The organism is Oceanobacillus halotolerans, from assembly GCF_010993955.1.
Lineage (GTDB): Bacteria > Bacillota > Bacilli > Bacillales > Amphibacillaceae > Oceanibacillus_A > Oceanibacillus_A halotolerans.
The window spans coordinates 65,225-78,626 of sequence record NZ_WIXL01000013.1; the positions used below are offsets into that span (position 1 = coordinate 65,225).

At 36.1% G+C, this 13,402-nt stretch carries 14 protein-coding genes; 9 read left to right on the forward strand and 5 right to left on the reverse strand.

Annotation, left to right across the window (positions count from 1 at the left end; genetic code table 11):
* Nucleotides 1–375: 375 nt before the first annotated feature.
* Nucleotides 376–1,257 (forward strand): ectoine/hydroxyectoine ABC transporter substrate-binding protein EhuB, encoded by an 882-nt coding sequence (gene ehuB / locus GHC26_RS13350; protein WP_163971768.1) that lies wholly within the window; start codon nt 376–378, stop codon nt 1,255–1,257.
* A gap of 65 nt (nt 1,258–1,322) precedes the next feature.
* Here ehuB (GHC26_RS13350) and GHC26_RS13355 read toward each other — a convergent pair whose 3' ends face one another.
* The gene (locus GHC26_RS13355; protein WP_163971769.1) at nt 1,323–2,303 is read right to left on the reverse strand and encodes a Gfo/Idh/MocA family protein; all 981 of its coding nucleotides are present in this window, start codon (nt 2,301–2,303) and stop codon (nt 1,323–1,325) included.
* Between the two features lie 6 nt (nt 2,304–2,309).
* Nucleotides 2,310–2,471, reverse strand: a complete 162-nt coding sequence (gene ytzI, locus GHC26_RS13360; protein ID WP_163971794.1) for a YtzI protein — start codon at nt 2,469–2,471, stop codon at nt 2,310–2,312.
* 648 nt (nt 2,472–3,119) lie between these two features.
* Here ytzI and ehuB (GHC26_RS13365) point away from each other — a divergent pair.
* From ehuB (GHC26_RS13365) to ehuA, 4 genes are all read left to right on the forward strand, one after another.
* Nucleotides 3,120–4,061 carry an ectoine/hydroxyectoine ABC transporter substrate-binding protein EhuB gene (gene ehuB, locus GHC26_RS13365; protein WP_163971770.1) on the forward strand — a complete coding sequence of 314 codons (942 nt, stop codon included), beginning with the start codon at nt 3,120–3,122 and terminating at the stop codon, nt 4,059–4,061.
* Nucleotides 4,062–4,151: 90 nt separating this feature from the next.
* Entirely contained in the window at nt 4,152–4,850 is a 699-nt protein-coding gene (gene ehuC / locus GHC26_RS13370) for an ectoine/hydroxyectoine ABC transporter permease subunit EhuC (RefSeq protein WP_163971771.1), read from the forward strand.
* Nucleotides 4,850–5,578, forward strand: coding sequence for an ectoine/hydroxyectoine ABC transporter permease subunit EhuD (gene ehuD, locus GHC26_RS13375; protein WP_163971772.1), 729 nt, complete (start codon nt 4,850–4,852; stop codon nt 5,576–5,578). Before ehuC ends, ehuD begins: the two co-directional genes overlap by 1 nt.
* A complete protein-coding gene (gene ehuA / locus GHC26_RS13380) occupies nt 5,578–6,399 on the forward strand; it encodes an ectoine/hydroxyectoine ABC transporter ATP-binding protein EhuA (RefSeq protein ID WP_163971773.1) in 822 nt (273 codons plus the stop codon). The genes ehuD and ehuA overlap by 1 nt, the downstream gene beginning before the upstream one ends.
* 190 nt (nt 6,400–6,589) lie before the next feature.
* Here the strand turns inward: ehuA and murB are convergent, their stop codons facing one another.
* The 3 genes from murB to GHC26_RS13395 form a co-directional block, all read right to left on the reverse strand.
* Nucleotides 6,590–7,495: a UDP-N-acetylmuramate dehydrogenase gene (murB, locus tag GHC26_RS13385; protein WP_163971774.1), complete on the reverse strand. Its 906-nt coding sequence runs from the start codon at nt 7,493–7,495 to the stop codon at nt 6,590–6,592.
* 123 nt (nt 7,496–7,618) lie between these two features.
* Nucleotides 7,619–8,002, reverse strand: coding sequence for a YbaN family protein (locus GHC26_RS13390; protein ID WP_163971775.1), 384 nt, complete (start codon nt 8,000–8,002; stop codon nt 7,619–7,621).
* 83 nt (nt 8,003–8,085) lie between these two features.
* Nucleotides 8,086–8,898, reverse strand: a complete 813-nt coding sequence (locus GHC26_RS13395) for a histidinol-phosphatase HisJ family protein (RefSeq protein WP_163971776.1) — start codon at nt 8,896–8,898, stop codon at nt 8,086–8,088.
* Nucleotides 8,899–9,019: 121 nt separating this feature from the next.
* Here GHC26_RS13395 and hisZ point away from each other — a divergent pair, with 121 nt between their 5' ends.
* Genes hisZ through hisB form a run of 4 tightly spaced genes read left to right on the forward strand, consistent with a single transcriptional unit; the run spans nt 9,020 to nt 12,761 of the window.
* A complete protein-coding gene (gene hisZ, locus GHC26_RS13400; protein WP_163971777.1) occupies nt 9,020–10,261 on the forward strand; it encodes an ATP phosphoribosyltransferase regulatory subunit in 1,242 nt (413 codons plus the stop codon).
* The gene (gene hisG / locus GHC26_RS13405; RefSeq protein ID WP_163971778.1) at nt 10,262–10,888 is read left to right on the forward strand and encodes an ATP phosphoribosyltransferase; all 627 of its coding nucleotides are present in this window, start codon (nt 10,262–10,264) and stop codon (nt 10,886–10,888) included.
* 6 nt (nt 10,889–10,894) lie between these two features.
* On the forward strand, nt 10,895–12,184 hold the full coding sequence (hisD, locus tag GHC26_RS13410) for a histidinol dehydrogenase (protein ID WP_163971779.1): 1,290 nt from the start codon (nt 10,895–10,897) through the stop codon (nt 12,182–12,184).
* Nucleotides 12,177–12,761, forward strand: coding sequence for an imidazoleglycerol-phosphate dehydratase HisB (gene hisB / locus GHC26_RS13415; RefSeq protein ID WP_163971780.1), 585 nt, complete (start codon nt 12,177–12,179; stop codon nt 12,759–12,761). The genes hisD and hisB overlap by 8 nt, the downstream gene beginning before the upstream one ends.
* Nucleotides 12,762–13,402: the final 641 nt, after the last annotated feature.

Sequence of the window (13,402 nt, forward strand, 5' to 3'; positions counted from 1 at the left end):
CTGTAATTTGCATCGACATGCACTCTCGATCCACTTTTGGCAACCCTCATAACTGATTTTTGCATCGACAAGCTGCCTTGTTCCCTTTCCGAGCTTCCTTAGCCTAACCACCACATTAATCTAAACCAACTAACCGTTTTCACATTTAATTTTCAGCATTTTAGATTAAGGGATAGCATGTTTTAAGATATTGAATTAATTAGACTCTCATGGAATATATTAAAACGATATAGTAATTTATTGAAAAATACTGAGTTTGAGATAAATTTTAAATTCCACTAAGCTAATAACTATGTGTTAACGTAAGGGTCATACATAATACCTTATCGTTAGCTTTCATTCATACACTATAATAAACGGAGGGTCTTTTACAACGTGAAAAAATTTATCCTGACAACGTTAATATGCATTTCGTTTGCAATACTAACAGGTTGTGGCACAGATGAAACTAGTAGTGAGAGTAAACAAGAAAGTAAATTATCATCCTTACAGGCAGAAGGTACGGTTACCATTGGTTTTTCGAATGAAAAGCCTTATGCATATGAGGAAGATGGTGAACTGAAAGGTGCCGCCGTTGATATTGCTGCTGCTGTATTTAAAGAGCTAGGCATCGAAAATATGGAATCTCATCTTGCCGATTATAGTCAATTGATTCCAGGTCTTAACGCTAAGAAATTTGATGTCATTACAGCAGGTATGGGAATTAATCCTGATCGCTGTGAAAATGCAGCCTTTGCTGAACCTGAATTAAAATATGGGTATGGTTTAATTGTTCCAAAAGGAAATCCATTAGGGTTAAATAGCTTTGAAGATATTGCAGATAATCCAGATGCTACTGTCGTTGCTATGTCTGGTGCAATGGAAAATGGCTTCTTAAAATCAGAGGGGGTTCCTGAAGGTCAAATTACCAATGCAGCAGCCATCCCTGAGATGTTCTCATTTGTTGAATCTGGCAGAGCGGATGCAACAACAGGAACTGATATTACCATTAAATTAGCTTTAGAAAATGCCGATACGGATGAATTGGAGTTTGTTACTGATTTTGAGCAGCCTGATGTTGAAGGCGTGCCGACATATGGTGCACCTGCATTCCATTTAGATGATACAGCTTTACGTGATGCTTATAATGAAAAACTAGCTGAATTAAAGGAAGACGGTACAGTCGCAAAGTTATTAGAGAAAAATGGATTTAGCACAGACATGCATACAGTAGAACCTAATATTACCGCTGAAATGCTATGTAATGGAGAAGTTTAACATTATATAAAGAGACCAAAAGATCGCATCTCGTCCAATGGAGATGCGATCTTTTTATTCTTACCTTAATCTTCTTCTGGAAATATAATCCCTTGCTTTCTTCTGGCAATTTCAGCCCATTTTACAACTTGACGACTTCTTTCCAGCCATTGTTCATGACTAGAGTGATCTTGTTCTTTTATCATTCGGATAAATGCTTCCAATTCATATACCATATCTTCTTGATGTTGTTTTTCAGCTATTTCATGCGTTTCTTTTGTTTTACGATCAAACCACTCTAAATGTTGAATTGGCGCTATATGATCAACGGTTAACGTCCCCTCTTCTGCTTGAACTTCAGATGGTATCGTTGCCTGAGCAATTTTAGAGCACATTATTGTGACTGTAAAACCTTGATATATTAAAACAAGTGTTCCGCTTCCATCGATACCATTTTCTAATAAGACAGGAAAATAATCTACATCCATTGGTTCACCAAATAAGTCGATCGCCATACTAAGTGGATACACACCTAAGTCCATCAGTGCGCCTCCAGCGAATTGTTTAGAAAACACATTTGGCTCTTTTCCTTCTTTAAAAGCATCATATCGTGACGAGTATTGAACGAATTGGAATAACACACTGCGAATTTCTCCGATTTTTGGGAGTGTATTCTTCAGGTGCATGTAATTCGGAGAAAATAAATGACGATACCCTTCAAATACAAAAACACCGTGCTCAGAAGCTTTTTCTTTTATCAGCCTCCATTGCTTCTCATTATAAACAAGAGGCTTTTCACAAAATACATGTTTCTTCTTTTCCATACATTTAATGATATGTTTGTAATGCATGCTATTGGGTGATGCAATATAAATGAAATCAGATTCGCCTTCCAACATATCATCAATATTTGTATACCATTCATCTGCTCCATTTTTTTGTGCAAACTGTTTAGCTGTCTCTTCTGAACGGGAATATACGGAATATAACTGAACATCAGATAGGTTGGATGCGGCGGCTAAAAATGCTTCTGTTATCCAACTAGTACCTATCGTAGAAAATTTCATGATGTATTACCCCTTTCGATCTAAATGTTCGTCTAACCCATCTTGCTCTTGATCTTCTGGTAAAGGATCTACTGTATGTTTATACGCATATCCTTTTGAAATAGTCATTAAGGATAATAATAATACTGCTAACATAATAACAACTGCTAATATAATATATCCTATCATCCAATACACGACTCCCTTCCATTTAGTCTTCAAATGATCCCTTTGGTTTATCCATACTATTAAACGTTTTGCTAATCATTTGTTTTTAATATACCTATTTTGAATTATTTATATAGACCCTTGTCCTTGAATCTGTACTACTTTTTACCAATTCTACAAAAGTACCTTGTATTATAGATCTAAAATTGGTTTCCTAGCTCTCACTCTAGAAAAATACTTGTATAAACTCCACATTAAAGGCTGTTTTTATGTTGCTATCTTACATCGGTTTCTTAACTTTTGTCTATATAAAGTTCCACAATCATCATGATCTCCCTAATTTTTCTAAAAATCGGGTATATCAAAGAATACGTAACTATATCTAAGAAAGTTTCTGTATACCCTAGCTTATTTGTGCAGAGACCTTCAAACGAAGTTTAATTCCAAATTATCTAAATTTATCCCATTTGAGAACAAAACTATTTAACTATAACATAATAGTATGACTGCTTGGTCAAAACACCTACCGTATATATGAAAAATTTTTTGAATTAGTGGGGTGATTTGTACCTAGTAAAAGAGTCATAGAGAGAAGTGCATTTTATGTATGAAGCAGGGGTACTTCTACATAATATTCTTTCTAAATTCAAAGGGAGGTCTTTTTTAAGCATGAAGAAGTTACTATTTATGTCAGTTTTATTCTTATCTCTAATTCTATTAGCTGCATGTGGTTCTGATGATACAAGCAGTGGGGATAGTGGAGATAACGAAGACAACGGAGAAAGTGAAGAAAGTGGAGAAAGTAGTAGTGAAAGTGAAGGTCGACTTGCCGAACTACAAGAAGAAGGAACTGTAACTATTGGGTTTGCAAATGAAAAACCTTATGCATATGAAGAAGATGGAGAATTAAAAGGTGCTGCAGTTGATATTGCTGCTGCTGTATTCGCTGAATTAGGTGTTGATAACATGGATTCTCAACTAGCTGAATTTGGCCAATTAATTCCAGGTCTTAACGCACAACAATTTGATGTTATTACAGCTGGTATGGCAATTAACCCCGATCGTTGTGAGAACGCAGACTTTGGTGAACCAGAAATGATGTATGGGGAAGGATTAATCGTACAAAAAGGAAACCCACTAGGTTTAACTAGCTATAAAGATATTGCAGACAACCCTGATGTAACTGTTTCTGTTATGTCTGGTGCTACAGAAAATGAGTTCTTGAAACAAGAAGGTGTATCTGAAGATCAAATCCAAAGTGCTCCAGATATTCCAGCAACTTTCTCAGCTGTTGAATCAGGTCGTGCTGATGCAACTACTGGTACTGAAATGACGATTAAAATGGCATTAGAATCAGCGGACACTGATCAATTAGAGTTCGTTGAAGAATTTGAACAACCTGAAGATATTGAAGGTATTCCAAGTTATGGTGCAGCTGCTTTCCATCAAGACAACGACAGCTTGCGTGAAGCATATAATGAAGTTCTTGCTGAACTAAAAGCAGATGGAACTGTTGATGAATTATTAGAAGCAAACGGTTTCAGTGCTCAAATGAACTCTGTTCCAGATGATGTTACAACAGAAAAAATCTGTAGCGGAGAAATTTCATAAGCTAAAAAGATATTAAATTGTTAAACAATCAAACTTGTAATGACTCCAAGGGTCCGGCTCCCTCACCCAGGGGGTCTGACCCTTTTTCTTATGCTTGATCAATCATTTTATAAAGGAGTGATCATAATTTTTAGTACAATAGGTGAAGTATTTCCCGTCCTGTTAAAGGGAATTGAAATTACCATTGTTGTTCTCGTATTATCCGCTATTTTCGGATATTTATTTGCTTTTATTGCTGGACTTTGCCGTCTTTCCAATAATCTAATCCTCCGCAAATTTACTGGCTTCTATGTAGAGGTTTTCCGTGGAACATCTTTAATTGTACAGTTATTCTGGTTATACTATGCTATTCCAATGTTATTTGGATTTGATCTAGGAAGTAATCTGCTGGCAGGGGTATTAGCAATTGCATTAAACTATGGTGCATATATGTCTGAGATTGTACGTGGATCTATTCTATCGGTTGCAAAGGGGCAAACCGAAGCTGCCACAGCATTGAACATGTCTCGTTTTCAACGGATGAGATTCGTTATTTTTCCACAAGCTGTACGAATGATGCTACCAGAATTTGGAAATTATCTCATCCAAATGCTTAAAGCAACTTCCCTTGTTTCCCTCATTGGTATGACGGATATTTTATATCATGGAAACATCTTAAGAAGCTCTGATTTATCAGCAGCACCGACTGTTTATTTCTTAGTACTTGTCTTCTACTTTATCATAGCGTTACCACTAATATTCTTAACTCGTAAAATGGAGGACATTTCCAAGAAAGGGGTGGCTAGTTAATGAATAACTGGAATTGGGATATATTCTTTGACGCCTTCCCTATCGTTATACAAGGATTGGGAATTACAATAGGATTAACATTTGCTTGTTATATATTTGCGTTAGTTTTCGGTTTTGTATGGACATTCTTACGTCGTATTCCATATAAACCAATCAATTGGATTGTAACCTGGGTGATGGAATTTATTCGCTCTACCCCACCACTTGTACAATTATTCTTTATTTTTTATGCTTTACCAATGGTTCCTGTAGTTGGTGTAGCACTGGATCCATTTACAAGTGCTGTATTAGGGCTAGGAGTCCATTTCAGTACGTATATTGGGGAAGTCTATCGTTCTGGTATTGAAGGAGTTGAAAAAGGGCAATGGGAAGCTTCAAAGGCTTTAAATTTCTCAACGACCAAAAAATGGACTAAAATAATTTTACCACAAGCAATACCTCCTACCATTCCAATGCTAGGAAACTATTTGATTATCATGTTTAAGGAAGTTCCATTAGCATCTACTATTGGTGTAGTAGGTATATTGCAGATGGCTAATGATTATGGTGCACAACATTGGCGTTATTTAGAACCATTAACCATTGTTGCCATATTATTCTTAGTTTTAAGTTATCCATCAGCAATACTTGTTAGTAAGTTAGAGAAGAAAATGAACCGACGTTTTGACAAAAAGGCGCCAACTGGTAGTAAACCATTAAAAGAGGAAGGTAAAGGAGCTGTGATGTAATGTCAGAACAAACTTTGCAAAATGAAGATAAGACAGATCAATCAAAAAGTAAACAAGAACCAATTGTGAAGTATGAAGATGTTCATAAGTCATTTGGTGATGTACAAGTACTTAAAGGTATTAACTTAGATATTATGCCAGGTGAAAAAGTTGCGGTGATCGGACCTAGTGGTTCAGGGAAAACAACTATTATTCGTATGTTAATGACATTAGAACAACCTACATCTGGACATATTATTGTTGATGGCCAATATCTATGGCATATGGAACAAGATGGTAAACTAGTTCCTGCAAATGAAAAACATTTACGTGAAGTTCGTGGGGATATTGGAATGGTTTTTCAACACTTTAATCTATTCCCACATATGACTATTTTAGAAAATTGCATGACCGCACCAATTCATGTGCAAAAAGAAGATAAGGAATCTGCTAAAAAACGGTCAATTGAGATGCTTGAAAAAGTTGGATTAGGGGATAAGCTTGATAACTATCCTAGTCAGCTTTCTGGTGGTCAAAAGCAACGTGTTGCAATGGCTCGTGCACTTGTTATGCGACCGAAAGTAATGTTATTTGATGAAGTAACCTCAGCACTTGATCCCGAACTCGTTGGAGAGGTATTGGAGGTTATTCGTGATATTGCCAAAGAAGGTGAAATGGCAATGGTATTAGTTACACACGAAATGGAATTCGCAATCGATATTGCTGATCGTGTATTATTCCTAGATGAAGGGGTTATTGCAGAAGAGGGACCACCAAGTCAGGTAATCGAAAATCCAACAAATGAGCGACTGCAAACCTTCTTGCACCGTTTCAGAAGCTAATATTGCAATTCAAAAAAGCATTGAGGATACCTCAATGCTTTTTCTATTAGGCTGTTTTCCAAAAAAATTGGTTAATTTTCTAGTTTGAAACTTAGTGATAGTTGATATATTATGTGCAATAAATTCTTTATAAAGTAAGTGCTAATCCCACGCTGTGGAAAACAACAAAGTATACGAAAAGATCCTGCTATTATGATTCCTTATCATCACCAATAACTTTTACTTCTCGTTCTAAACTTACATCAAATTTTTCTTTTACGGTTTTTTGAACAAATTGAATTAGATTAATATAATCCTTTGCTGTAGCGTTTTCCTTATTAATAATAAACCCAGCATGCTTTAATGATACTTGTGCTCCACCGATTTGCTTTCCTTGCAGATCACTATCTTGTATTAATTTCCCAGCAAAATATCCTGGCGGTCGTTTGAATACACTCCCACAAGATGGATATTCCAATGGTTGTTTCGATTCCCGTTTATAAGTTAAGTCATCCATTACTGCTTTAATCTCATGGTGATTACCTTCTTTAAGTGAAAAGGTCGCTTCTAACACGATATAACCTTTCTCTGGTATATTACTACTTCGGTACGTTAAATCCAATTCATCAGCAGAAAGATGAAGAAGATCACCTGCCCGATCAACTACAATTGTACTTGTTAATACATCTTTAATTTCACCACCATAGGCACCTGCATTCATAAATAGTGCCCCTCCAACAGAACCTGGGATACCACAGGCAAACTCTAATCCTGTTAGGGTTTGACGTAATGCTTCTCTTGAAACATCAATAATTCTAGCACCACTTTGTGCAACAATTATTGTACCATCTGTTTGAATACGGTTAAGCCGTTTCAAATTCATGACAATCCCACGAATTCCACCGTCTTTCACAATTAAATTGGAGCCATTCCCTAGTAATGTGAATTTTATATTTTCTTGATTTGCTAGTTTAACAATTTGTTGTACTTCTTCATACGTTTCAGGCGTGACGAGATAGTCAGCATTTCCTCCTAAACGTGTATACGTATGATTTTTTAACGGTTCATCCACCATCACATTGTTCTTTGATGTGATTTTCGTCAATATGTCGTACATCCGATGATTTACCACCTAAATCATTCCTTTACTGATTCAATTTGCCCTTACTATATTGTAAGGGATAGGTGATGTTCTTGTCACTAGAAAGTGGGCATGATCTGCCATACTATGTTATTTATTCTATTCCTCTGCCTTTTGCAATGTTTTTTGTTTTAGAATGAACCAAGAAAAATAAGATGCAATACCAAATAATAAAACTTTTACCATCATAAGAGGTACAACAAACAAAATGGTATATCCCATTGTTATCCATAATACAGATACTCCTGTAACTTTCGCTTTAAGTGGAATCCCCTTCCCTAAGCGATAATTCTGGATATAAGAACCAAAGTATTTATTCGTAATTAACCATGTATATAAATGTTCTGAGCTTCGTACATAACAGGCTGCTGCTAATAAAAGTAGTGGTGTGGTTGGAATTAATGGCAAAATAATTCCGATGATTCCTAACACCAATGAGATCGTCCCTGCAATAATTAACAATAGCTTTTTAACATAATTCATCATGTAACACCTACGATTTTTTAGGTCGATCTCTTCTATTATACCACTTGTTCTTTGCTTCTATTTGTAAACTAATTTGAACATTATTTGACATTTTGTTTTCGCACTTTATCAATTGGATGAAATTGAGGCTTTTGTTGCTCAAATGTTGTAATGTACTTAAACCCGATAGATTCTAACAACTCGATTGACTCATTAAATTGATATGCAACTGTTGAAGAAACATGTGAATCAGATCCAAGCGTTAGAATCTCCCCACCACATTCTTTATATAGTTTTAAAATGTCAACACTTGGCATTCCATTCTCTAATCCATAACGAAAGCCAGATGTATTTAATTCAATTCCTTTTCCATCTGCAATAACCTGTTTAAAGATTTGTGTCAACACGTCATGAAAATCATTGGATGGCTTCTCTGTAGCATATCGTTTTACAAGGTCGACATGCCCTAACACATTATAGTTTTTAAATTGTTTAATACAAGACAATAGCTCTTCATAATACATCAAGAAAGCTTCATCCACCGTTTTATTATTGAAGAAAGAACCAGAGTGAAGATCTTTTCTATCTGTTGTATGCATGGAGCAAATGATAAAGTCAAAGCTTTCATTTTGTAACAGATCATTATATCGTTTTAACAAATGTGGTTGGACACCAATTTCGATTCCTTTTTTTAGAGTAATTTGATGTTGGTAATTTTGTTTAATCTCATTTAATTTTTGGTCATAATCTTCTAGATTAAACTCAAATACAATAGAAGAGTCCGGATAATCATAATCAATATGTTCTGTAAAGCAGATTTCTGTTACCCCTTTTTCCACTGCAGATTTTACCGTCTCCTCCATAGGGGTATTACAATCCGCAGAAAAATCACTGTGTATATGATAGTCAAACATGAAAAACACTCCTTATCTATTGACTTTTTTCCGATTAATTACTAGAATACTATATAACTTTAATTAAATAAAGCAATAAAGCAATAAAGTGAGATGTTCGTTATCGGAAGGGGATTTGACATTGCAATCATATATTTTTAACAATGCCAAGGACACGAACGTAGAAGATTTTCAAATTAGAGATTACATGATTACAACCGTAAAAGAACGATTTTCTACTTATGGCTATAAACAAGTACGGACTTCTACATTTGAATATTATGACCTGTACTCATCCATGATGGGGACAGTTCATCCTGATGAAATGATAAAAGTAATGGATCCTACTGGAAAGGTGCTAGTACTAAGACCAGATGTTACCATTCCAATCACACGTATGAATGCGTTACATAACCATAATTCGAATACGGAAAGGCGTTTCTTTTATGTGTTAGATGTATTCCGTCAATCTACAGAACATGCGGCAGATAAGGAAAATACCCAAGCCGGGGTTGAATATTTTGGTAAAGGGACACCAGAAATTGATGCAGAAATTCTCAAATTAGCCTCCCATACATTAGATGATTTTGGCTTTTCCAATTTTAAACTTGAAATTGGCCATGCTGGTTTTTTCAAAGAATTGATTGCACAACATCTCTCAGTTCATGATCTTGGTAAGGTACAAACGCTTATTAAAACGAAAAACATTGCTGAATTAGAACCATTTTTAGATAAGCTTTCGTTAGACAACAATTTGAAAAAAGCAATATTAGCAATCCCATTTTTATATGGTAAACCACAATTTGTTATCGAAAAAGCGAAGGAAATTGTGCAAAATAAAAAAATGCAGCAAGAATTACAAAATTTAATCGATGTCTATCGTGTTTTACAGGCATATGGTGTTGAAGATTATTGTGTGTTTGACCTTGGTTTAATTAACCATATGGATTATTACACAGGGATTGTATTCCAAGGTTTTATAGAAGACGTCGGAAAGCCTGTATTAATGGGTGGTAGATATAATCAATTAGCAGCAGAATTTGGAACAGACATTCCAGCTATTGGGTTTGCTTTTCATATTGATACACTCGTTGATACATTGAAACAACAAGGCCTATGCAAGTCATCCACTGAGAACTCAGAAACAATGATCTATTATGATCAAACAAAACAACAAGATGCACTCAAAGCGGCTAACCAATTACGTAATAACGGGTTTACTATTATAACTAGTTGTATAGAGTCAGAGGACTCGCAACAGAACACATCAGGCATTTATTTTAACAAAGAGGAAAATATTTACATGGTAAGTAATAAAACATATACCTTTTCTAATCCTGATGAACTAATAAAACTTATCCAAAATGAAGAGGAGGAAGTGTAAGTGACTTCCATTACATTAGCACTAGCAAAAGGACGTACAGCTAACAGTACAATTGAATTACTGGAGCAATCTGGTATCACGTTTAGTGCATTTCATGATAAGTCTAGAAAACTAGTCTTTTATAGTGATGATGAGTCTATTAAGCTAATCTTTGTAAAGGCATTAGATGTCCCAACTTACGTGGAAAAAGGTGCTGCAGATATTGGGATTGTCGGAAAAGATAATATTCTCGAGGCAGAAGCGGATGTATATGAAATGCTTGATTTAAAGCAAGGGAAATGCCAGATGGTCGTAGCTGGCAAAAAAGGAGAAACAATCGACCTTGCTAAGAAACTAACTATTGCATCCAAGTTTCCAACCATCGCTAGAAATTACTTTCAAAAAAAGGGCCAATCGGTGGATACCATTAAACTAAATGGATCTGTTGAGCTAGCGCCACTGATTGGCTTATCCGATGTGATTGTAGACATTGTTGAAACAGGCAATACATTGAAAGAAAACGGACTAACCATTTTAGAGGAAATAGAAGACATCAGTACAAGATTAATCGTTAATAAGGCAAGTTTCACGACGAAATCTGACCAAATTCATCAAGTGATGAATACATTAAAGTCTGCCTTGGAGTGATGAAAAATGAAAATAATCACAGGGAAACAATTTACACAAGAAAAACGCAAATTAACTGCTGCTTCTCTAGAACAGAAGGATGTTGATCAAGCTGTCCTTCAGATCATCTCACAAGTGAGAGAAGAAGGAGATCAAGCATTATTCCAACTCACGGAGAAATTTGATCAAGTGAAATTAAATGCACTAAAGGTTACCGATGAAGAATTTTACGATGCAAAGAAAAAAGTTAGCACTGATTTCCTACAAGCATTAACAAAAGCAAAAGAGAACATTACCAATTATCACAAAGCACAAAAAGAAAAGTCATGGTTCACCTCTGAGGCAGCTGGTATTACACTTGGCCAAAAAATAACACCGCTGGACCATGTTGGGATTTATGTACCAGGTGGAAAAGCAGCTTATCCCTCCACTGTTTTAATGAATGTTTTACCAGCTAAGATTGCAGGTGTTGAACAAGTTGCAATGACAACACCTCCTCAGCCAGATGGAACAATTAATCCACATGTATTAGTTGCTGCAGCTGAAGCTGGTGTTGATGTCGTATACAAACTAGGAGGTGCTCAAGCCATCGCAGCACTTACCTATGGAACAGAAACCATTAGCCCAGTTGCTAAAATAACTGGCCCTGGAAATATCTTTGTCGCTCGTGCTAAAAAGTGGGTTTATGGGGATATCGACATTGATATGATAGCAGGTCCAAGTGAGATATGTGTTGTAGCTGATGGTAGTGCACCACCTGCTTATGTTGCTGCTGACTTACTCTCACAAGCAGAACATGATGAACTTGCAAAACCAATATGTATTACAACAAGTGAGGAACTGGCAGAATCCATTCAAAAGGAAATAGCCGAACAAACTATTACTCTTGAAAGAAAGGCAATCATTGAAAAGTCTGTTCAGAATCATGGTGTTATTATTGTGGTGAACAACCTATTAGAAGCATTTGATATCGTAAATGAGGTTGCACCTGAACATTTACAGTTAATGATCGAAAACCCATTTGAACATATTAGCTATGTTAGACATGCAGGTGCTATTTTTCTAGGAAACTATTCACCAGAACCATTAGGTGACTATTTTGCTGGTCCAAACCATACTCTACCAACTAGTGGAACCGCACAATTTTCATCACCATTAGGTGTTTATGATTTCATGAAAAAGTCTAGTATTATTCAATATTCTAAGGCTGCATTATTGGATGCTGCAGAGGCAATTCAGACATTAGCAAACACAGAAGGATTAACGGCACACGCCAATTCCATTCAAGTGCGGAAGGAAGATGATAAAAATGCGTAAATCATCTATTAGTAGAAAAACGAATGAAACAGATATTGCACTAGACTTTGCAATTGATGGCACAGGTCAACTATCCATCCAAACAGGTGTCGGTTTTTTGGATCATATGTTAACCCTTATGACGAAACACGGATTATTTGATTTAAGCCTTACGTGTAATGGCGATTTGGAAGTGGATCAACACCATACAGTTGAAGATATTGGAATAACTTTAGGACAAGCATTTAGAGATGCACTTGGTGAGAAAAAAGGAATTACACGATACGCTACTATCACAACGCCAATGGATGAAGCGTTAGCTACCCTTTCATTAGACATTAGTGGAAGAAGTTATCTCGTTTATCATGTCGATGGACTAAAGGATAAGGTTGGAGATTTTGATACTGAATTGGTAGAAGAATTTTTCCTTGCATTTGCTAAAAATGCAAATGTCACCTTGCACATAAACCTACAATATGGATCTAATACCCATCATATCATTGAAGCAATTTTTAAAGGGTTCGGCCGTGTGTTAGATGAAGCAAGCCGAAAAAACCCACGTATTGATGGTGTCCCATCTACAAAAGGAACACTTTAAATTAAAAGCTTGTTCTCAATTGTTGCTTTTATAAGTATGCTTGCTTAATGAACAGCAGATAAATTATGCGTTGTAAATGTTTAGAATGGCTTCCTCCCATTCTTTATAAGGTGAGTGCTAAACCAACGCTGTGGAAAACACTCGCTTTTACCATGGGTACAAGTGCGACATCTGTTCAAACTCTCTCTGTTCGTTTTCACAGTGTCTTCTTTGCCACGGGGAACGCTTCAGCCTCGACGCGAGCAAAAAGCACTCGCTGCGGGGTCTTCAGACTGTTCCTTTTCCCGTAGGAGTCTCACATTTTCCACAGCTTCGAATAGTTTTCTGTTAGTGTGAGACAGAAATCCACGAATTGTAAGGAGTTATAATTACCTAATTATTAATTAGAAAACCTTCACCAGTGGAGACAGAATAGGTACTTTTCGAGAATATAGACCAGTTTTCTTTTTACGATGTAATACTGCTAAAATTCTCCCTTTTCCTATGGAAAACAACTGTGTTCAAAAGCCCAATCAACTTTCCTATTAGCAGCATAAATAATGTGAATTGGAATAGCACAAATCAGCGGAGGAAATACACAGAGACTCCTGCGGAAAAACGAGCCTAAGAGACCCCACAGTGTGGGTTTCACGAGGAGGCTC